At 38.0% G+C, this 21,772-nt stretch carries 18 protein-coding genes and 1 pseudogene; 11 read left to right on the plus strand and 8 right to left on the minus strand.

From position 1 onward, the window contains the following. Positions 1 to 4: 4 nt before the first annotated feature. The 3 genes from adeK to CDG55_RS11090 all read left to right on the plus strand — a co-directional run bounded on the left by adeK (position 5) and on the right by CDG55_RS11090 (position 2,371). Complete coding sequence (gene adeK / locus CDG55_RS11080) at positions 5 to 1,465, plus strand: multidrug efflux RND transporter AdeIJK outer membrane channel subunit AdeK (RefSeq protein WP_087536972.1); 1,461 nt, start codon at positions 5 to 7, stop codon at positions 1,463 to 1,465. A 109-nt stretch (positions 1,466 to 1,574) separates the two neighbouring features. Then, positions 1,575 to 1,925, plus strand: coding sequence for a YbjQ family protein (locus CDG55_RS11085; RefSeq protein ID WP_005161831.1), 351 nt, complete (start codon positions 1,575 to 1,577; stop codon positions 1,923 to 1,925). Positions 1,926 to 1,933: 8 nt separating this feature from the next. Beyond that, positions 1,934 to 2,371, plus strand: a complete 438-nt coding sequence (locus tag CDG55_RS11090; RefSeq protein ID WP_087536966.1) for a YbjQ family protein — start codon at positions 1,934 to 1,936, stop codon at positions 2,369 to 2,371. 19 nt (positions 2,372 to 2,390) lie between these two features. On the opposite strand, the gene CDG55_RS11095 is transcribed toward CDG55_RS11090, so the two are convergent. Further along, positions 2,391 to 3,197: an SDR family NAD(P)-dependent oxidoreductase gene (locus CDG55_RS11095; protein WP_087536967.1), complete on the minus strand. Its 807-nt coding sequence runs from the start codon at positions 3,195 to 3,197 to the stop codon at positions 2,391 to 2,393. A gap of 18 nt (positions 3,198 to 3,215) precedes the next feature. Next, complete coding sequence (locus CDG55_RS11100; RefSeq protein ID WP_004908464.1) at positions 3,216 to 3,878, minus strand: hypothetical protein; 663 nt, start codon at positions 3,876 to 3,878, stop codon at positions 3,216 to 3,218. Positions 3,879 to 4,282: 404 nt separating this feature from the next. On the opposite strand from CDG55_RS11100, the gene CDG55_RS11105 reads away from it, so the two are divergent. The 5 genes and pseudogenes from CDG55_RS11105 (at position 4,283) to CDG55_RS11125 (ending at position 10,391) form a co-directional block, all read left to right on the plus strand. After that, complete coding sequence (locus CDG55_RS11105; protein ID WP_087536968.1) at positions 4,283 to 7,180, plus strand: valine--tRNA ligase; 2,898 nt, start codon at positions 4,283 to 4,285, stop codon at positions 7,178 to 7,180. A 109-nt stretch (positions 7,181 to 7,289) separates the two neighbouring features. Continuing rightward, entirely contained in the window at positions 7,290 to 7,598 is a 309-nt protein-coding gene (locus tag CDG55_RS11110; protein ID WP_087536969.1) for a P-loop NTPase fold protein, read from the plus strand. Positions 7,599 to 7,729: 131 nt separating this feature from the next. Further along, the gene (locus CDG55_RS11115) at positions 7,730 to 9,205 is read left to right on the plus strand and encodes a P-loop NTPase fold protein (RefSeq protein ID WP_087536970.1); all 1,476 of its coding nucleotides are present in this window, start codon (positions 7,730 to 7,732) and stop codon (positions 9,203 to 9,205) included. A 70-nt stretch (positions 9,206 to 9,275) separates the two neighbouring features. Next, positions 9,276 to 9,988: pseudogene (locus CDG55_RS11120) on the plus strand (IS5 family transposase). A 76-nt stretch (positions 9,989 to 10,064) separates the two neighbouring features. Beyond that, on the plus strand, positions 10,065 to 10,391 hold the full coding sequence (locus tag CDG55_RS11125) for a hypothetical protein (RefSeq protein ID WP_228252555.1): 327 nt from the start codon (positions 10,065 to 10,067) through the stop codon (positions 10,389 to 10,391). Positions 10,392 to 10,459: 68 nt separating this feature from the next. On the opposite strand, the gene CDG55_RS11130 is transcribed toward CDG55_RS11125, so the two are convergent. Together CDG55_RS11130 and CDG55_RS11135 are read right to left on the minus strand one after the other, a co-directional pair. Next, positions 10,460 to 11,479, minus strand: coding sequence for a molecular chaperone DnaJ (locus tag CDG55_RS11130; RefSeq protein WP_087535769.1), 1,020 nt, complete (start codon positions 11,477 to 11,479; stop codon positions 10,460 to 10,462). A 101-nt stretch (positions 11,480 to 11,580) separates the two neighbouring features. Continuing rightward, positions 11,581 to 13,251: a sensor domain-containing diguanylate cyclase gene (locus CDG55_RS11135; RefSeq protein WP_087535768.1), complete on the minus strand. Its 1,671-nt coding sequence runs from the start codon at positions 13,249 to 13,251 to the stop codon at positions 11,581 to 11,583. Positions 13,252 to 13,665: 414 nt separating this feature from the next. On the opposite strand from CDG55_RS11135, the gene CDG55_RS11140 reads away from it, so the two are divergent. The 3 genes from CDG55_RS11140 to CDG55_RS11150 all read left to right on the plus strand — a co-directional run bounded on the left by CDG55_RS11140 (position 13,666) and on the right by CDG55_RS11150 (position 16,548). Next, a complete protein-coding gene (locus CDG55_RS11140; RefSeq protein ID WP_087535779.1) occupies positions 13,666 to 14,853 on the plus strand; it encodes an ammonium transporter in 1,188 nt (395 codons plus the stop codon). Between the two features lie 113 nt (positions 14,854 to 14,966). After that, complete coding sequence (locus tag CDG55_RS11145) at positions 14,967 to 15,683, plus strand: phosphatase PAP2 family protein (protein WP_087535767.1); 717 nt, start codon at positions 14,967 to 14,969, stop codon at positions 15,681 to 15,683. A 61-nt stretch (positions 15,684 to 15,744) separates the two neighbouring features. Beyond that, a complete protein-coding gene (locus CDG55_RS11150; protein ID WP_087535766.1) occupies positions 15,745 to 16,548 on the plus strand; it encodes a serine/threonine protein kinase in 804 nt (267 codons plus the stop codon). 42 nt (positions 16,549 to 16,590) lie between these two features. Here CDG55_RS11150 and CDG55_RS11155 read toward each other — a convergent pair whose 3' ends face one another. The 4 genes from CDG55_RS11155 to CDG55_RS11170 all read right to left on the minus strand — a co-directional run bounded on the left by CDG55_RS11155 (position 16,591) and on the right by CDG55_RS11170 (position 21,653). After that, complete coding sequence (locus CDG55_RS11155; protein WP_087535765.1) at positions 16,591 to 17,916, minus strand: ATP-binding protein; 1,326 nt, start codon at positions 17,914 to 17,916, stop codon at positions 16,591 to 16,593. A 6-nt stretch (positions 17,917 to 17,922) separates the two neighbouring features. Then, entirely contained in the window at positions 17,923 to 18,600 is a 678-nt protein-coding gene (locus CDG55_RS11160; RefSeq protein ID WP_087535764.1) for a response regulator transcription factor, read from the minus strand. Positions 18,601 to 18,614: 14 nt separating this feature from the next. Next, positions 18,615 to 20,252 (minus strand): phosphoethanolamine transferase, encoded by a 1,638-nt coding sequence (locus CDG55_RS11165; RefSeq protein WP_087535763.1) that lies wholly within the window; start codon positions 20,250 to 20,252, stop codon positions 18,615 to 18,617. Positions 20,253 to 20,522: 270 nt separating this feature from the next. After that, positions 20,523 to 21,653, minus strand: a complete 1,131-nt coding sequence (locus CDG55_RS11170) for a porin (protein WP_087535762.1) — start codon at positions 21,651 to 21,653, stop codon at positions 20,523 to 20,525. Positions 21,654 to 21,772 lie beyond the last annotated feature (119 nt).

A 21,772-nucleotide genomic window follows, 5' to 3' on the forward strand; every position in this document is an offset into this window, starting at 1 on the left:
CGTGATGCAAACTGTTTGGTCTATTTCCAGTCGTGGCATTGCAATCTCTGCACTCGCGCTCTCTTTGGCTGCCTGCCAAAGTATGCGCGGGCCAGAGCCTGTTGTGAGCACAAATACTCCTGAAAGCTACGCGTCTTATGGTAATGCTTCTGGAAAATCGATTGCTGAACAAGGTTATAAAGACTTTTTTGCTGACCAACGTTTATTACAGGTCATTGATTTGGCTCTTGCTAATAACCGCGATTTACGTACTGCTGCATTGAATATCCAAAAAGCTCAACAGCAATATCAAATCTCAGAAAACAATCAATTGCCAACAATCGGAGCAAGCGGTAGTGCTGTGCGCCAAGTCAGCCCTTCTCGTGATCCGAATAATCCTTATTCAACTTATCAAGTTGGTTTAGGTCTCACCTCTTATGAGCTTGATTTCTGGGGGCGCGTACGCAGCTTAAAAGATGCTGCATTAGACAGTTATCTAGCAACTCAAAGTTCACGTGATGCAACGCAAATCAGTTTAATCAGCCAAGTCACTCAAGCTTGGTTGAATTATTCATTTGCTAGTGCACAACTCAAACTTGCAGAGCAAACACTCAAAGCACAGCAAGAGTCATTTAACTTGAACAAAAAGCGTTTCGATGTCGGAATTGATAGTGAAATTCCTGTGCGTCAAGCGCAAATTTCAGTTGAAACTGCACGTAATGACGTTGCTAACTACAAAACACAAATTGCTCAAGCGCAGAACTTGTTAAACTTGCTTGTTGGTCAGCCTGTTCCTCAGAACTTGCTGCCTCAACAACAAGTAACTCGCATTACCCAGCAAAATGCGTTAAGTGCAGGCTTACCAAGTGATTTGTTAAATAACCGTCCAGACGTGAAAGCTGCCGAATATCAACTGAGTGCTGCTGGTGCAAATATTGGTGCAGCAAAAGCACAATTATTCCCAACCATTAGTTTGACTGGTTCGGCAGGTTATGCATCAACTGACTTGAGTGATTTATTCAAGTCTGGAAATGCGTTATGGTCTATTGGACCAAGTATTAACATGCCAATCTTCGATTGGGGTACACGCAAAGCGAATGTGAAGATTTCTGAAACGGATCAAAAAATTGCACTTGCTAACTATGAAAAGTCAGTACAGTCGGCTTTCCGTGAAGTGAATGATGCACTTGCAACGCGTGCCAATATTGGTGATCGTTTAACAGCTCAACGTCGTTTAGTTGAAGCGACAAATACGACTTATAAACTTTCTAATGCTCGCTTCCGTGCAGGTATTGATAGTTATTTAACTGTATTAGATGCGCAACGTTCAGCATATTCGGCTGAGCAAGGTTTATTGTTGTTACAACAAGCGAACTTAAATAACCAAGTGGAACTCTATAAAACGCTTGGTGGTGGTTTAAAAGCCAATACAAGTGAAACTGTAAATCCACAACCGTCTAGCGCACAAATTCACGCTGCTCAATAATTTTGATTATTTTCGGTTTAAAAGCTCACTTCGGTGAGCTTTTTTATTGCAACACATGCAAATTTTTCTTATCTTCAAAGATAGAAGATCCATGATTTAGACAAATACTATGTTATTAAGCAGTTTAGAATCTATGCCTGGGCACACTATTTTACGTCAGTTAGATGTTGTTTATGGCAGCACCGTTCGTAGTAAACACGTTGGTCGTGACCTAATGGCTGGTTTGAAAAACATCGTGGGTGGTGAACTGACAGGTTATACAGAATTACTTGAAGAATCTCGTCAAGAAGCAACTCAACGTATGATTGATAAAGCGCGAAGTTTGGGTGCGAATGCTGTTGTCGGAATCCGCTTCTCGACCTCAAATATCGCTCAAGGTGCATCTGAACTCTTTGTCTATGGAACAGCTGTCGTCGTCCAGCCGATCACACCAAAACTTCCTGATCCATTTAGTGCTTAGGTATGTCTATGAGTGGATTAATTTTTCAGGTTATTCTTTTCTTGATTCTGTTTTCAGTCGGATGGGGATTTGGTCGTCATATCGAACAAAAACATTTACGTGAACTAGATGAAAAAGAAAAAAAATTTGCCCATATTCGAATTGATACCAATCGATTTATTGAAACATCAGCAAAGGGGCAATTGGTGAGTAGCAATGTTGTCATCTCACATGATTACTTTAAATACGTACTTGCCAATATTCAAAACTTTTTCGGCGGTCGCCTGACCAGTTATGAAAGTGTGGTTGAACGTGCACGTCGTGAAGCCATGCTTCGCCTCAAGCAAGAAGCAGATCGAATAGGCGCAAACCATATTATGGGGGTTCGTCTCAGCACCACAGAATTAGGTATGCAAGGTGGTATGGTTGAAGTATTTGCTTATGGTACGGCTATTTTAAATGAGTAAAAGGGAGCAAAAACTCCTTTTACTTCACTTTGGTTTTACGAATCATTTTATACAACAGGCTTGGCGACAAACGGGACACCAATACACCCAATTGTTCTTTTTTCCCACCGACAACCACATATTCCTCACCTGCCATCAAAGCTTCAACAACTCGCTGGGCGAATACATCGGCATCCAAACCATTTTCAATGGCTTCATCTTGATGCCCTTGTGGTTTGCCCTCACCATTTAAAGCATTAAATGAAACATTGGTTTTAACAAAACCAGGAAAAACCACTGAAACTGCTATTCCCTCTTTGGCGACTTCCGCACGTAAGCTATTGGCCCACATGTGAATTGCAGCCTTAGCCGCAGAATAAGTCGCGCGATATTGGGTTCCTAAAAGACCCGCCACACTCGAAATAAATACCACCCGACCTGATTTTTGTTTGCGCAAAGTGGGTAATACGGTTTTGGTAAAGAACACTTGGGAGAAATAATCCACTTCCATGATGGCACGTCCAGTGTGCATACTCGTTTCTTCAATCAACGCACGCTGACTCAAGCCTGCATTATTAATCAGCCAATCAATACGTCCTTTGGTTGCGAGAACTCGTTCATGTGCATGGCGGACTTGAGCTTCATCGGTAATATCAGCAGCGATTGAAAGATGCTGTTCAGGCTTAAGTAAACCCACTCGAACCGATTCCAACTCATCATAACAACGTGAAGTCAGTACAACTTGAGCACCTTGTAAAGCGCACTCTCGTGCCAAAGCTTTACCTAGACCTGATGAAGCACCTGTAATCCATACGACTTTATTTTCAAGACTTTTAAGTTTCGCCATGTCATATATCTCCTTTATTTATGCAGGGTGACGCATAAATTTAAGAAAGTGATCTACATAAGTTGCCGCAGCTTGTTGATCAAGTTGAGTACCTAATTTTTCTAAACGCTTATACCCTAAATGTGTCGTCATATTAATGACGCCATTTAAGGTTTTATCGACTACAAAATTAAATTTTAGGCTCTTTTTCGGCTCACGAATTAAATGAGTGACACCTACATCAATCACTTCTGTGAGCAACTTCAGTGAATTGGCAATTTCCCGACTTTCCCCTTCAGCTAATTTTTGACTCGAAGCTTTAACCTGTTGAGTCAACTGTTGCTCAATCGGATAAGTCATATATACCGACTCATCTTCAACTCGAATTGTTTTAGATAAATGTTCAATCAATGGAACTAGACGATCATTCCCAAAGAATGACACTGACCATGGCATATATTTTCGGATTGCTTCTAAAATCTGCTGAATCACTTTTTCAGATTCACCTGTGAGTGAATGATGTTGATTGTCTTGCAATAGCACCATAAAAACTTGTTCTATCACTTCACATGCAATTTCAGATAAAACTGCCCCCAAAGCATTTGCTTGGCTTTCTTTACTACCCTGTAAGAGCTGCGTACGGATGTGAGCAAATCGCGCGTATGTATCGGCATGAATATTTAAAAAAACGGCAGTGTTCATTCTAATCACCCTATTCTAGATTCCATAAAATAAGGGCTTATTCAATAAGCCCTTATTCATCCTTAGATTCTGTTTTTCTTTCATTTTTGGCTTTTCAAATGCTGAATTTACCACATTCTATTCACGATCAACATGCATAAATGCCAAAAATGGTTGACCGTGTGTTGCTTCATTAATTTTTAATAGAATTGAATAACTCATCGTAACCGTCCTTTTTTAAGTTTTAATATTTTTATATCGTTGTTTTATGCTTAAACATTTTTAATTGTGTGATGTAACATACATAAATCTAACTTTTTCAAGAAAAAAACCAACTGTTTTCATCGACTTTTTTTGATGAAAATATTCATCATTTTTTTGCTACAATAGATCTAATTTTTTATTCAATTTTAATCTTCTGTACTATGACTGACGCTCAATCTGCTCAAAATATCGCAACAACTTACGATCCAACCGAGATCGAAAAGAAGTGGTATCAAATCTGGGAACAAAACGGTTATTTCAAACCATCAGGTCAAGGTGAATCATTCTGTATCATGATTCCACCACCAAACGTTACGGGTAGCTTGCACATGGGTCATGGCTTTAACAATGCCATCATGGATGCACTGACTCGTTATAACCGTATGATGGGTAAAAATACCTTATGGCAACCGGGTACTGACCATGCGGGAATTGCAACACAAATGGTGGTAGAACGTCAACTTGGTCTACAAGGGATTAACCGCCATGACTTAGGTCGTGAAAAGTTCATCGACAAAGTTTGGGAATGGAAAGAACAATCAGGCGGAACAATTACACGTCAAATCCGTCGTTTAGGCTCATCAGTCGATTGGTCACGAGAACGCTTCACGATGGATGAAGGTTTATCCAATGCTGTAAAAGAAGTGTTTGTTAAACTTCACGAAGATGGTTTGATCTATCGTGGTAAGCGTTTGGTGAATTGGGATCCAAAACTACAAACTGCCCTTTCTGATCTTGAAGTTGAAAGCAAAGAAGAAAAAGGCTCATTGTGGCACTTTAAATATTTCTTTGAAGACAAATCGCTTAAAACCAAAGATGGTAATGACTATCTTGTGGTTGCAACGACGCGTCCTGAAACATTATTGGGCGATACAGCCGTTGCAGTACATCCTGAAGATGAACGCTATGCACACCTTATCGGTAAAAACATTGTTCTACCGATCACAGGTCGTTTAGTCCCAGTTGTTGCAGATGAATACGTTGAAAAAGACTTCGGTACAGGCTGTGTAAAAATCACGCCTGCGCATGACTTTAATGACTATGAGGTAGGTAAACGTTGTGGTCTAGCGATTATCAATATCTTCAACAAAAATGCAGAAGTTTTGGCTGAGTTTGAATACATCGCTAGAGCGGGTGAGCAAATTTCACAACTACTTCCTGCGCCTGCTGACTATATCGGTTTAGAGCGTTTTGCAGCACGTAAGAAATTGGTTGAACAAGCTGAGGCTGAAGGCTGGTTAGATCAAATTCAACCTTATGACTTGAAAGCACCACGCGGTGACCGTTCAGGTGTGATCGTTGAACCATTATTGACAGACCAATGGTATGTGAAAATTGCACCACTTGCTGAGCCTGCAATTGAAGCAGTTCAAGATGGTCGTATCAAATTTGTTCCTGAGCAATACACCAACATGTATATGTCTTGGATGCGTGATATTCAAGATTGGTGTATCTCTCGCCAACTCTGGTGGGGTCACCGTATCCCTGCTTGGTACGATGCAGAAGGCAACATTTACGTGGGTCGCAACGAAGAAGAAGTTCGTAGCAAGAACAACATCGCTGCTGATGTAGAATTGAAACAAGACGAAGACGTTTTGGACACATGGTTCTCATCTGCGCTGTGGACATTCTCAACTTTAGGTTGGACTGGCGACGCACAAAAAGATGCAGCAAATGATTTCCTTAAAACCTTCCATCCAACAGATGTGTTGGTGACTGGTTTTGACATTATCTTCTTCTGGGTTGCACGTATGATCATGATGACCATGCACTTCATGAAGAATGAAGATGGTTCATCACAAGTTCCATTCAAGACGGTTTACGTTCACGGCTTAGTACGTGATGGTGAAGGTCAGAAAATGTCGAAGTCTAAGGGTAACGTCCTTGATCCATTAGATTTGATCGACGGTATTGATTTAGAAAGCCTCGTTGCGAAACGTACCACTGGCTTAATGAATCCAAAAGATGCTGCGAAGATTGAGAAATCAACGCGCAAAGAATTCCCAGAAGGCATCAATGCTTATGGTACGGATGCAGTACGTTTTACCTTCTGTGCGCTTGCAAACACAGGTCGTGACATCAAGTTCGACTTAAAGCGTGTCGAGGGCTACCGTAACTTCTGTAACAAGATTTGGAACGCAACTCGTTTCGTTCTGATGAATGTTGAAGGTCAAACCGTTGGTCAAACTGCTCGCCCTGATCTTTGGGAGTTACCTGAACAGTGGATTATCAGCCGTCTGCAAAAAGCGGAAGCTGCGGTTCAACAAGCTTTCGCAACCTATCGTTTAGATTTAGCTGCACAAGCGATCTACGACTTCATTTGGAATGAATACTGCGACTGGTATGTCGAATTGACCAAGCCAGTATTGAACGATGCGGAAGTGTCTGAAGAGCGTAAAGCCGAAGTTCGTCGTGTATTATTAGCTGTGATGGAAGCATCTTTACGTTTAGCCCACCCAATTATGCCGTACTTGACTGAAGAAATTTGGCAAACGCTTGCGCCAATGCTCGGCATTCAAGGCGAAACCATTATGACTGCGGCATACCCTGTGCCTGCTCAAGAGAAAATCAATGAGCAAGCTGAAGCGGACATGCAGTGGTTACAAGGTTTGATTGGTGCGGTGCGTAACATCCGTGGTGAAATGGGATTAGGTAATGCACGTTTATTACCAGTTCTACTTCAAAATACCACTGAAGCTGAAAAAGCACAGATCACGCGTATTGAAGCGTTGTTTAAAGCTTTAGCGAAAGTGGAAAGCATCACTTTCCTTGCAGATGCTGAGCAACCACCGTTGTCCTCCTCTTCTGTCGTGGGTCACGTGTCTGTATTCGTTCCAATGAAGGGTTTAATTGACCCGAAAGCGGAATTAGGTCGCCTACAAAAAGACTTAGACAAAGTGCAAAAGCAGCATGACCTGATTGCGACTAAGCTTGGTAATGAAGGTTTTGTGGCGAAAGCACCTGCGGCTGTCGTTGAGGGTGAAAAAGCGAAATTAGCTGAGTTTGCTGATCAGTTAGCGAAGATTAAAGCGAATATGGATCAGATTGCAGCGCTTTGATGCTGTGATTTGATATAAAAAAATCCCCTCAACTGAGGGGATTTTTTATTAAAAATCATAATGATATTTTATAGTATAATTAGACTAAAATTTTAACTAACGCTTAGACATGACTACTACAGATAAATATGGATTTTCTGCTGACAGACCAATTAAAAATCTCGAAGATGATTTATTAGATAGAGCCGATTTTTCTAAAAATTTAAGCGATGCTATTTCACAATGGAAAGGTGATGATAGCCTAGTTATCGCTCTACATGGAGATTGGGGTGCTGGTAAATCATCCATAAAAAATATGGCTTTATCACATTCTAAAAAACAAAAAAACTCACCAACAATTATAGAATTTTCACCTTGGGAATGGTCAGCTCAAGATAAGATTGTTCAAGCTTTTTTTGATAAATATCAAAATCTGTAGGAAGAAGAAATTCATCTCAAGAAGATCAAAATTTAGCAAATATATTCTCTAGATATGGCAATCACTTATCCACCGCACATACTTTTCTCAAAGGTGCTAATCTTGCTTTACCACTAATTGTAACCGCTATATTGAGTACAGGCGTAATTAGTAGTTACTTTACTGAAAATACACAATTACCCATACTCATTGCCACCATCACTTCTTTTATCGCCTTAATTTTACCTGCTACAGAAAAAGGAAGTGAATTTTTAGGTAAACTTTCGGAAAATTATGAAAAGCAAGCAAAGTTAAATGAAAAAAACTTAACGGAAATTCGTGATGAGCTTATAGAAGCCTTAGGTAAAAGGCAGACTCCTCTTTTGATTGTTATGGATGATCTAGATCGTCTTACAACTACAGAGTTAAGGATGATTTTCCAATTAATTAAAGCAAATACCGATTTCCCGAATGTAATATTTCTGCTCTTATTTCAAAAAGATATTGTAGAAAAAAAGCTTACTGATAGTACCCAGTCTGGGGAAAACTATCTGGAAAAAATCATCCAAATTCCTTTTACAATTCCCCAAATCCAATTGAAACAAGTCCATAAAGTCTTATTTAAACTACTAAATAATGTGATAAACAGTCACACTGACGCAGACAAAAAATTTGATCAAAAAAGATGGGCTGAGATATATCATAATGGTTTTAAAAATTATTTTAGTAATTTAAGAAATGTATATAGATTCAACTCGGCTCTTTCTTTTAATTTTAATCTCTTTAAAAATAATGATATTTTTGAAGCAGATCCAATAGACTTGATTGCTATTGAATGCTTAAGAGTATTTGAGCCAACTGTCTATGCGAAACTTTCGCAATCTAAGAAAGCTTTCACAACTTTAAATTCTAACTATGGTGACAATCAATCAGAAAAAATAAAATATTCAAGAGTCATTGAAGATGTAATCAATAGTGCATCTGAAAAAAATAGAGAATCTGTTAAAGAAATTTTAACGTTACTCTTCCCTACTGTTCAATGGATCATAAGTAACTACTATCATAATCACAATTCATATCAAGAATGGTTCACACAACTGAGAATTTGTCATAAAGATCACTTTGATAAATATTTTAAACTTAGTTTTGATAGTGAAGACTTTTCAACTTCTGACTTTATAAATTTCCTCCAACTAACTAATGATAGAGAACAACTAAAAGAGAAATTACTAGCCCTAGATGCAAGAAATGTATTAGAAGATTTTTTATCTAAATTTGAAGCTTATAGTAAACAAGTCCCTCAAGAAAACTTTAATTCATATCTCTATGCAATGTTAGATGCTGGTGATGAAGTCAACAGCGAATCTAATAAATTTTTAGGTTTTTCGGCACAAACGTATTTGTTCAGATTATCCTCTTGGTGTTTAGAAGACATTCAAGATATAAAGTCACGAACTAAAATTTTGAGTGATTACATTAATCAAAATTCAAACTTTTCAATTATTGATGATATTCTGATTGCAGAACATCAGAATAGAGAAAAAAATCGTGAAACTTTATTAGATGATTCTGATTTTGAACAACTCAAAAATAATTTTATTAACAAATTAGGGCTTGTTGAGAATTAACAAAGGCAACTGATTAATTTATAATAGTACTATGGATAGATACATACTTACTGATGCCCAATGGGCAAAAATGGAACCTTTTTGCCTAGGTAAAGTGACCGATCGAGGTCGTAGTGGAAAAGATAATCGATTATTCTTAGAAGCAGTCCTCTGGATTGCCCGTACAGGCAGTCCATGGCGTGATCTACCTCCTCATTTTGGTAAATGGAATACCGTCTTTAAAAGATACCGTGACTGGGTGAAAGCTGGTGTATTTGAAACTATTTTTGCATCTGTAAATGAAGATGTTGATTTGGAATACGCCATGATTGATGGAACGATTGTTAAAGTTCATCGACATGGGCAAGGTGCAAAAGGGGGACTTTCAAACAGTCTATAGGTAAATCTCGAGGTGGAATGACCTGTAAAATTCTTGCCTTAGTGGATAGTCTAGGCAACCTCATTAAGTTTCGATTAATGCCTGGTCAATATCACGATTTAGTAGAAACCAAACCTTTAATTGAAGATGTTGATTTTCAAGCATTACTAGCGGATAAAGCATTTGATGCAGATTGGCTGATTCAAGAACTAAATGAACGTAAAGTGAAAGTGGTGATCCCACCCAAATCTAATCGAAAAGTAATGAGAGCATTTGATACGATTATGTATAAATGGCGTCATCTCATTGAAAACTATTTCTGTAAGTTAAAAGAATTTAAACGTATAGCGATGCGTAGTTGTAAAACAGATACGAGTTTTGAAGCCATGATTCAATTGTGCGCTAGTTTAATTAACTCTCGGTAATTCTCAACAAACCCTAAATCAATCAGCTAATTTAAATCCTGAAAAAATTATTAAGAATAAATCATTCCTTTCATTAATGTATCGTTGGAAAAAATGGGGGAATTCTTCTGATGTACTAATTTGGTTTGAAGCACAAACTCAAGATATAAATGGAGTCTTAAAAATACTACGCACCATGATTCAAGTTACTCGATCATCAAATGATTTTTATACAATATCAAATGTTTCAAAACAGATTAAAGCTGATACTGTAGAAAGCTTTTTAGATATTCCACGCATTTTAAATATTATCAATACATCTAGTTTATCTTCACTCTCAGATGAAGAAAAAGAATTAATAGATATGTTAAAGAAAGGTATAGAAAATAGAACTAATGGCAAAGATGACGATTTAAATGACTAAGCCTCACCCCAACACAAACCAAAGGGAGAGGAAACTTCTTCTCCTTTCAGGAAAGGGTTAGGAAGAGGTTACAGTGCCCCATGCCCCAATAACATCTCTACCCCACTCACTTTTTTCATATGCTTTAAACGCTCTTTTTCCCACTTCAACTGCTGCTTTAACTCAGCATAATCCGCATCTATGGCTTTATACACATCACCAATATGCAGATGCTCTGCTTTGACTTTTTTCGCCAACTGAAAAGAATCTAAAATTTCTTCAATTTGACTTTCAAGCTGCTGACTCTGTGCATCCAAAGCCAGTTTATAAAACTTCACTTGCTCTGCCGATAACTCTTTCGACTCTACACCCTTATTCTGTTCAAGCTGTAATTGAAGTTTGAGCAAATAAAACAAATCATGTTGTTCATAGGCCTGACTTGCCTGTTGGAATAACTCGGTTTTTTCTGCTTTTTTGCTTTCATCTTGCTCACGGTCAGGATGAATCATCGCAGCAATTTTTAAATACACGGTTTTCAGCGATTGGGCTGCCATCTGCTCAGCTTGTTCACGTTTCTGCTGTTGTCTAAGTTGCTTGGCTTGTTCCCGTGCTTGCTGTTGTTCGACAGCATACTGCTCAAAGTCATCTTGTTCTAATTCTATATTTTGATCAAAGTTTTCATTAAATTCGAACTTAACTGACTGTACTTTTTTATTCTTTTTAATCGATTGCTGGACATGTTGCTGATAAAAAGTTTCGATCTGCTTGACTAGCGTTAACTGTTCATCATTCAACATTTTGGAACGCTTTAACAACTGTGCAAGCTGAGCAATTTTTTCATCCAATTGCTGCATCTCGGCTTTGGAAAACTCATGTTGCTGTAACAGCATCCAAAGTTGATCCAACTGCTGAAATAAAACATCATGCAGCTCACTATACACAGGCATTAATTTTTTCCGTGTGTGTTGTTGAATCTCGGCTTGGGCATTCTGCCAAGTGGCAAGGCTAATTTTTTGCTGTTCAATTTTATCAATCAGGCGGTTCAGCTTTTTCTGCTGCGCAGACGGCTCAGCCCTTTGTTGTAAACTAACTTTGAGATCAAAGGACATGCTCATTCACCTAAAAATTTTAAAAACCCTAGCAATTATCAAATATTAAAAGTAGTGCGTTCCCAAAGCTATTTACATGAACTTTGAATCCACTATAGCAATCAAGAAATCACTCGATTACGTCCTTGCTGCTTCGCCATATACAAATTTTTATCTGCACGACGAATCGCATCATTCATATCAGTATCATCTAACAGGACTACACTTACACCAATACTTAAACTGATGGCGTGATTTACAATAATTTGTTCTTGCTCAATCGTAGATCGGATTTTCTCTGCCAATATCGCAGCTCCATCCAATGAAGTAGCAGGCAACAAGGCAATAAACTCTTCGCCACCTAAGCGTGCAACGAAATCAGTAATCCGTAAAGCAGTTGGAAGAATTTCTGCAACACGCTGCAATACCTGATCACCTGTTTCATGTCCAAAGGTATCATTCACCTTTTTAAAGAAATCGATATCCATTAATAGCACTGCATAAGTCTGTTGTGTACGCGACATTTGAGTAAATAGATAGGATAAATAATCATTGAAAGCACGGCGATTATGTAAGCCTGTAAGTGCATCATAACGCGCAATATGAGCTAACTCGACATTGGCAACTTGTAGTTCGTGCGTACGTTCTGCAACTTTTTGCTCAAGTGTGGCATTGGCATCTTGAAGTTGATGTTTCTGAGTAAGCAGGGTATCGGTCATGCTTTGCAACGACTGAGATAAGCCCCGAATCTCACGAATACTGGTTTGAGCTTCAAATTGAATATCTTCTTGCCCTTTTTCCACGGCATGCGCTGAATCTGCTAATAATTCAATCGGACGGCTAAACTTATTCGCCAATTTATAAGTAAGTAGCAACAGCAATAATGACAAAATAAAGCCCAGAGCTAATATTTTATGTTGCAGTGATTTTACTTCTGCTAAAGCAATCGAAATAGGCTGACGAATAATCACGTGCCAACCTAAATTGCTCTTAGTTTGCGAAAGCACAGGGACATCTGTAGTTAAATACTGTTGTTTTTCATTCCAATTATGCAAAAAATGATGTCCACGATTTGCCTGAAATGCAGGAGGCTGGACTTGTCCAATGCTTTTAAATGGATATAGAATTTCACCATGCTGATTGACAATAAATACCTCAATACCTCGTTGTGCAGCATTTTCCGATAATGAACTGCTTAATACATGACTCGCCCAACTCCAATCTGCATGTGCAGCCAAAACGCCTTTAATTTTCTGTGTCGATGGATCATAAATTGGCGTAGCGAAATCAATAAAACGTAATGGTTCATTAGGATTAATCGCTTTAATTTTCTTGGCCAGTAAAACAGCTTTATGTACATCGCCTAGATAAACTTGATTTACACCATGAATAAACCACGGGCGTTCTGAAACATCTGCCCCTTCTAGTAAATGATTAGCTGCAACAACGACTTGCCCCTGAGTATTAGCGATTCCTAACCAAGCATAATATTTATAAGACTTTTTGACTTGCTCAAGTTGTTGTTGTACTCGCGGGTTATGAAAATCAGCTTCAGCAAAAAATGGAGATTGGCTTAATAACACCATTTCTCGCTCACGTTCTGTAAGCGAGTTTGCCAAGGTATTACTGATACTTTTCGCTGCAATATATAAGGTCTGACCGCTGGTTTGACTCATTTGCGCCGAAGCAGTCTTACCAATATATAAAGTAATACATAATCCAAACATAAAAGACATCCCTGCGAACAGGACCAGTAGTCGATTACGAAAGGAATCTATGCGAAATATATTCATTTGCATCCTAATAGCAAATCACTTTTTAAACTCAGCAATATATCAAAGATCTTTTATGAATTATTAAGTCAAAGTAACGAATGTACTTGGAAAAATACTAAATCCGATGAAAATAGACTCAAGTTCTATTACTCAAGCTTAAGCTGTAATTTTCGGTTGCAATAGCGCATTCATAGTTAAAAATTTAGTTCTCAAAGTATAATAAATGGTGCTATTTTTAAGAAAAATGCACCACTTTTCACCAAAATTACAATTTACTTTCTAAATTGGTGCGTTTTTTGCTTTATATTTTTTATCAAATTGAGTTGTTCAACGACAGCTTAAGTTTTTAGATTTACTAAATCTATTTTGGTGCAAAAAACGAATCAAATGTTTGCATCGAAATTAAATTTAGCACTTTTTTTGAGCACCACTATGCAAAACGTAGATCTATTTTTCTTACTGCTTGGTGCAGTACTCGTATTGGCAATGCATGCAGGTTTTGCATTTCTTGAGCTTGGTACAGTCCGCCATAAAAACCAAGTTAATGCGCTCAGTAAAATTCTGACCGATTTTGCGATTTCAGCAATCGCTTATTTCTTTGTCGGTTACTGGATTGCATACGGACAAAACTTTTTCCATGCAGGAAGCACTTTAGCGGCTGACCATGGGTTTAACTTAATGCGTTGCTTTTTCTTACTCACCTTCGCAGCAGCGATTCCAGCAATTATTTCTGGCGGCATCGCAGAACGCGCCAAAATGCGTTCACAAGCAATCGCCACTTTAATTCTAGTGGCTTTAATCTATCCTTTCTTCGAAGGCATAATTTGGAATGGCAACTACGGCTTTCAAAAATGGTTAGAAAGCTCTTTTGGTGCAAGCTTCCATGACTTTGCAGGTTCAGTTGTCGTACATGCAATGGGTGGTTGGATTGCATTAGCCGCAGTGATTTTACTTGGCGCGCGTCATGGTCGTTATAAGCATGATGGTCGTGTGAGTGCACATCCACCTTCATCGATTCCATTCCTTGCTTTAGGCTCTTGGATTTTAATTGTTGGTTGGTTTGGCTTTAATGTCATGAGCGCACAACGCGTTGATGCTATTTCAGGATTAGTTGCGATTAACTCTCTTATGGCAATGGTTGGTGGTACATTGTCAGCAAACTTCATGGGTAAAGGTGACCCTGGTTTCTTACATAATGGCCCTCTCGCAGGTTTGGTCGCAATCTGTGCAGGCTCTGATATTGTGCACCCAATTGGTGCACTTGTAATTGGTGGTGCTGCGGGTGCTTTGTTTGTGTATTTATTCACTTATACACAAAATAAACTTAAAGTAGATGATGTTTTGGGTGTATGGCCTTTACATGGTGTATGTGGTGCATTTGGTGGGATTGCGGCAGGCATATTTGGTCTACAAGCATTAGGTGGTTTAGGAGGTGTCTCGATTATTTCTCAAATCATTGGAACAGTTTTAGGCATTGTGATTGCGCTTGCTGGTGGTTTCACCGTTTATGGCATATTGAAAGTTACAATGGGGATTCGCCTTTCTCAAGAAGATGAATATCGTGGTGCGGATCTTTCAATTCATAAAATTTCAGCAAATTCAGAAGAATCAATGTTTTAAAAAGAATTTTTTAAAGCGGCTATTCAGCCGCTTTTTTTATGAACATTTTAAGAGACAATTAAGTTTCAAATTATTAAATAACAAAACTATCATTCTGCCGAATTGCATGCTCTATGATTTTAAAAACACGTTTTTTCTTAATCGCAAGTTTCTTATTATTTGTGAGTTTTTTTATCCTCTTATTCGTGTTTCCAGTCGGCGGAGCAATAGATCTATATTTGATTCAACCATGGGTAGGAACTTTTGGCGATTTTGCTTTGAAAGGCGATTGGTATCTTGCAAAGCTCAATCATACTTATGTCAAAAAAGTTTTAACTATTGTCTATGTAAGCTTTTTCCTACTGTGGATCGCTTCCTTTAAAATAGAAAAATTCAAAGCGAAACGTTGGCAGTATGGCTATATGTTTTGGGTCAGTATGTTATGTACATGCATTATTGGTCTAATGAAAGCACAAGCTGCTCATGCTTGCCCATGGGATATGACCCATAAGACTGTCACAGGTTTTATTTGGGATTTTTCAGCAACCGCTGGACATTGTTTTCCTGGTGGACATGCTAGTACAGGCTTTGCACTGGTGACAGGTTATTTTGTCTATCGACTCGATGAACAAAAGCGAGCATGGTTTTATCTATTTGCAGGTATCCTACTTGGTTTTGCGATGGGATGGGCACAGATGATGCGTGGTGCTCATTTTCTCAGCCATAATTTATGGACAGCGTGGATCTGCTTTGCTATCAATATTGTGATTTATATGATCACCTATAAACGTCATTTAGCTCATGCAGCGGCTAATTCTGTAACGCAAATGAGTCCTGATATGATAAAGTGATGCCCTACTCGCATGGCTTCATGCATGATCATGATATTCACTTAGGTACTGTTTGCTGCTGATGGATGACTTTCAAAATTTCTTAGAAACTACTTTAACTAAGCAACAATCTTCCATTCAAGCCTACGATCTAGGTTCTCAAAAAGTATGGTTAAAGAAAGCATCTGAACGTCACGGTTTATGGCTTTACACCCCATTGAAGTGGTTAGCAAAAATATTTAATTTAGGTGCAATTACTCCTGTTCCTAATCAAGGTGGTTCTGGTGCAATTCAATGTGAATACCATCGGATTCAAACACTCAAATCTTTAGGTGTTTCTACATCGAATGTCCTTGCAGTTTCAAAAAAAGGAATTTTGCTTGAAGACATCGGATCACAACATCAAAGTAGCGTCTCACAACTAGATCAAGCATTGGCTTGTCAAAAAGATATTCACTCAAAATCATTATTATTTAGCCAAGCCATTCAAGCTATTCAGTATATTCATTCTAAACAAGGCTATTTAAGCGAAGCATTCGCTCGCAACATTCTTGTTGATCAAAATAACCGATTTAGTTTTATTGATTTTGAAACTGACCCGCATGAAATCCTGAGTCTACATGATTGTTTTGTTCGTGACTGGTTGCTATTTATTTTTTCTACAGCCTATCATTTCGAATTTGAACAATTATCCGATGCTAGTCAAATTCTTTATCAAGCCCTACTTGCTGAACCGCAAGTTTATAGTGATATATGCAAAGTTGGGAAACGCTTAAAATGGGTTCTGAATTTTAATATTAGCAAAGTGGGTAATGATGGCAAACGGATTCAGAAATGTGTTTTGTTTTTACGTTTCTTAAAAGAGCATTCTGAAAAAATCACTTAACTCATTTGATAATTCAATCAATCAAATCAACGATAGCTAAACTTAGAGCTTTTTAGGTAAACGAACCAAAACCGATAAACCACCTAAATCAAGACTTCGAGATAAAACTAGGCTTCCACCTAACCGCTGTGTGGCTTTATCGACAATTGAAAGTCCTAGACCACTGCCCACTTCTAAATGATGGTGCACTCGATAAAAACGTTTTAGAACTTTATCGTATTGTTCAGCATCAATACCGATACCGCTATCTTCGATTTGAATACAAGCAAAATCGTCACTGTCACTGTAAACCGAAATATTAATAATACCTTGATCTGGCGTGTACTTAATCGCGTTATCAATCAGATTAAAAATAATTGAATGAACAGTTGATTCAAGACTTTGCATTTCAATCAAATCGTTACGTTCAAAACCTAAGTCAATTTCTTTTTGCATTGCAAGATTAACAAGCTGTTCAACACAATTGAGTGCGACATCATTCAAACGAAAGTGAGTATTTGGTTCGATTAAACTTAATCCAACATCTTGTTTTGCTAAAGCTAAAAGCTGCGTCACCAAATGCTGAATACGCGCCAAGCCTTTACTCAAATTTTGCAATGCTTCATGTTCAGGAAATTGACTAATCAGAATCTTGGTCTGTAAATTGAGTGCAGTGACGGGTGTTCGTAATTCATGTGCAGCATCTGCTATAAACTGCTTTTGTTCGGTTTGAGCATGTTGAATTCGTTCAAATAAATGATTCATCTCCTCAATAGTTGGGATCAACTCTTGAGGATAATCATTGCCATCAATGGGCGCTAAACCATCTGAATCACGTCGCCTTAATTCTGTTTTGAAATCGTCGAGAGGTTTTAAACTCAAACGAATGATAAAAGCTAAAACCAAAATCGCAAAAGGCAATAAAATAATATAGGGAACAAACATACTCCCTGCCAATTCCCAAGCAAATGATTGGCGAACATCTTCCTGCTGACTAACTTGTATTTGATAGTCTTTTAAAGGAATGACATAGACACGCCATTTGCCTTGTGGCGTTTCTTGGCTATAAAAACCCGCTTGTTTTACAGGCGGAATGAGTAAGTGTGTTTGATGCCATAAATGACTTTGATCTTTATAAGCCCAAATATCAACCAGCAAATCTTCTTCGTGATATGTGCGATGCAATTCAACTTTACTCACAACAGTTGTTAATGGCTGAGCAGTCGAACGCTCAGCCATATATTGCATTTGTGTATCAAGAATCTCATCAACTTCATGTAAAGCTGTTTTATAAGCTGTAAAAATTAATAAACATCCAAGCAGCAAACTAAAGACCGAGGTTCCCCAAATCAGTCTTTTTTTCAGTGAGTATTGCTTAGATATTTTCATAAATATTTATGATTGTCCTAGTCGGTAACCCAAACCACGGATAGTTCGAATAAAATCTTTACCTAGTTTTGCACGTAAGTGATGTACATAAACCTCTATGGTATTACTGGTCACCTCACTATCAAAATCATAAAGCTTATCTTCAAGATTTGCTTTGGAGAAGATTTTATTTGGATGGCTTACAAGCGGAATTAAAATTGCCCATTCACGGTTTGATAACTCAATCTGTTGTCCTTTGAAGGTCGCTAAATGCTGCTCGACATCAAGAACCAAATCACCACTTTTGAGCAATTGGGTTTGTTGTTTATATTGTGCATTCTCAGTACCGCCACGTCGTAACAAAGCATGAATACGTGCGAGTAATTCGTCGAACTCATAAGGTTTAATCAAATAATCGTCAGCACCTTGATTCAGTCCATCCACTCGATTTTGGAGTTGATCACGCGCTGAGATAATTAAAACAGGTATAGAAGATCGCTGACGAATCTGTCTTAAGATTTGCATCCCATCCATCAGAGGCAATCCTAGATCTAGCAGTACTAAGTCAAATGGTTGTTTGGTCAACATCGTTAAACCATCCACACCATTATTGACCCACTCCACTTCAAACTGATGATAACGCAATAGAGTCAAGGTTGACTCTGCGATCATAAAGTCATCTTCGATCATCAAGATTTTGGTCATGACTTTATCTCACCTTATGGGTTAGAACATGTCGCTAACATGTCATTTTTAGGGTCAATCACCTTAGTTTTGACATCAAGTAAACTTAACATCGTTGGAAACAAATTGTCTTGACTCAATTCACTCTTATTTTGCTTCGCTAAACATTTCATTTGTTCTGGAGCTTGTTTTTTCCAAAGATCAGAGAACCACATCAACATTGGAACATGGGTTTGTTGAGTCGGGGCAATTGCATATGGCGCTCCATGTAAATACATGCCACTTTCACCTGTTGATTCACCGTGATCCGATAAATACCACAAGCCTGCTTCGTGCTGTGTTTGACCTTTTAACGTTTCAATCAATGAGTCCAAAACATAATCCGTATAAAGCAAGGTATTATCATAACTATTAATCAGTGCATCTTGACTACAACCTTGAATCGCATTGGTATCACAGGTTGGTTTAAAAACTTTAAATTCTGCTGGAATACGTTTGTAATAGGCTGGACCATGACTACCCATTTGATGTAGTACCACTAAGCGTGGACGCGTATCATCTTTAGGAATTGTTGCAAGATAAGCTTTCAGGCTATCAATTAAAATATCATCAAAACACTCTTCATCTTTACACCATTTCTTTTGAATTGGCTCTGGAATCTTAAATTGTTCAACTCGATCACAAGTTCCCTTACAACCAGAATTATTATCAATCCATGTCACTTGATAACCTGCACGTTTTGCAATATCGAGTAGACCTTCACGATGGCTTGCAAGCCCTTCATCATAATCTTTACGAGGCATACCAGAGAACATACATGGCAATGAAACAGCCGTTGCTGTACCACATGAACTTACTTGAGAGAAGTTAATAATGTCTTGCTTTGATAATTTCGGGTTAGTATTTTTCGCATAACCATTTAAAGAAAAGTTTTCAGCACGAGCTGTCTCACCTACCACCAAAACCATCAATTTCGGACGAGCAGAATTTTCTTTTACAAGTTTTGCATCAGTCCCATAAGTGACCAATGGTAAATTTTCTTTAGGCGCTTTCTTTTTATAATAAGACACAAAAGAAGCAATCATATTTTGTGGAGAGATCATTCCTTTTAAATCACGGTTTTCACGGAAGATTGCCGCAAAATCCACGTAAAACACGAACAATAACCCACCCACCATCGCTAGTGATACAATCGTCGCCATGACCTTTTTCAACAACTGCTTCAAGATCGGTTCAGATTTCAGTTTTACGATCAATATAGCAATAATCGGTAATACGGTCATGCCCAGTGTCCAAGTGACCAAATGTATCGACCACGTATCTCTTGCTTCAGCGATATCTGTTTGCATCAAATTCTGAATCTGATCTGAAGTGATTAACACCCCTAATGTGCTGACAGCATATGAAGCAAATCCACCAATAAATACCATGGCGATTGCAACAGGCTTCGCTGTCCATTTCCAGTTCAAAAATTGAAAAAGAAAGAAATATGCTGAGATAACGACTACAGCTGAAGCGGCTACGAATAACCCTGCTTTAATACCTGTATAAGGTGTAAGCGACTGAAGCTTTTCATAAAAGGCAAAATTTAAGAAAAGTCCTAACCAAATTGAAAGCAATAGGTTAAACGTGAGTAGCGAAATAGGCTTTGCCCTTAGTTTTTTCAGCAGCATAGTCATCGTCACAATAGATAGAAATGATAATTTTGGGTGACATTAAAATAGGAGCTGAAACTTAAAAATGACTTAAATGATTAATTTTTCAGCAACCAATTTTAATAAATTTTATCTATATTATTATTTTTTTCAAAAAATTTAAAACAATAATTGAGTTAACAATAATCATTTTCAATATTCATATATTATTTAAATCTTAATAATTCATTCAAATAATAAAAAAGCACTCAAAACAAATAACTTTTGAGTGCTTTGGGAAAGATAAGATTAGAATTTGAATTCTAATCCTAGGCCACCTACAGGTTGCTTGTCTTTTTTATCCGCTTGCTCAAGCGTTAAATAGCCAGCATAACCATAGGTTTTTACTTGCTTACTAAATGCATAATCCGCACCTGCGATGACTTGTTTAGCTTTGAAGTCTGCACTGTTGTCTTTGAAACTGGTATCGTTTTGGCTGTATTGAGCTTTCACTGTCCAGTTTTTAGACTGTGGAATGTTATATTCAGCACCGACTAACCAACCTTGTGCATCATCAATATTTTTAGCTTTTGCAGCCCATTTAGTTGCATCACCCGCATCAGCATAAGAAGTTTCTTCAACTTCTGAACTTTGATAAAGTGCTTTAAGCGCTAAACCTTCAATTGGATTTAATCGGCCAATCGCACGAACTGTATTTGCCGCAGCAAACACTGATCCGCCTGCAATTTCAGGATCAGATGCATTTAAAATACCTTTACCTAAGAACGTACTTGGGATCGCTTTGTCATAACCGAGACCCGCAACAAAAAGTGGGTTTTCATAAGTTACCGAAGCTGACCAAGCATCACCTAAGCCCTGACCTTCAACTTTGGCACCACCACTGCTTTGCTTAATTCCAGTCGCCTCACCTGTTGCCAGTAAAGCATTAAATTTAAATGCACCATCAAGAACTTTGACTGCAGGTGACTCATAGATCACTACATTATCAATACGGTTTTCGCCAGTAAAAATCCCTGTTACATCTGCTTTGTTAGCAACATAGTTGTTGAAGGTATCTACAACACTTGAGAGTTGCTTGACTGGTGTGTCATGTTTACCAATTTTAACTGTACCCAACTTGCTGTCTTTTAAGCCAACAAAACGGTTACGTTGGCTCCAATCAGTGGTGTCGCCATCAGCACTTAAACCCCATTCTGCAGCATATACAGCGCTTAAACGATCAGTGAGTTTTTCATCGCCTTTAATCCCAATGAACGAATTATTTGAGCTAATTTCCCAAACATCTTTATTTCCAATCGTTGCATTTTTTTCTGGTAAATAATCAACACTGGCATCAATCTCACCATAGATTGTTGGTGCTGCGAATGTTGAAGTTGCGAGTAAACCAAGCACTGCTGCTGTTACAATTTTGATTTTCATTGTTTACGTCCTAGCTAAATTTGTAACAAATCCTACACATTAACTTTATATGACAAAACGATTAAAATATTATTTATTTATTCTATTTTCGACTAAAGTTTAATTTTTACACACATCAA

Origin of the sequence: Acinetobacter sp. WCHA45 (genome assembly GCF_002165255.2) — a bacterium.
Classification (GTDB): Bacteria; Pseudomonadota; Gammaproteobacteria; order Pseudomonadales; family Moraxellaceae; genus Acinetobacter.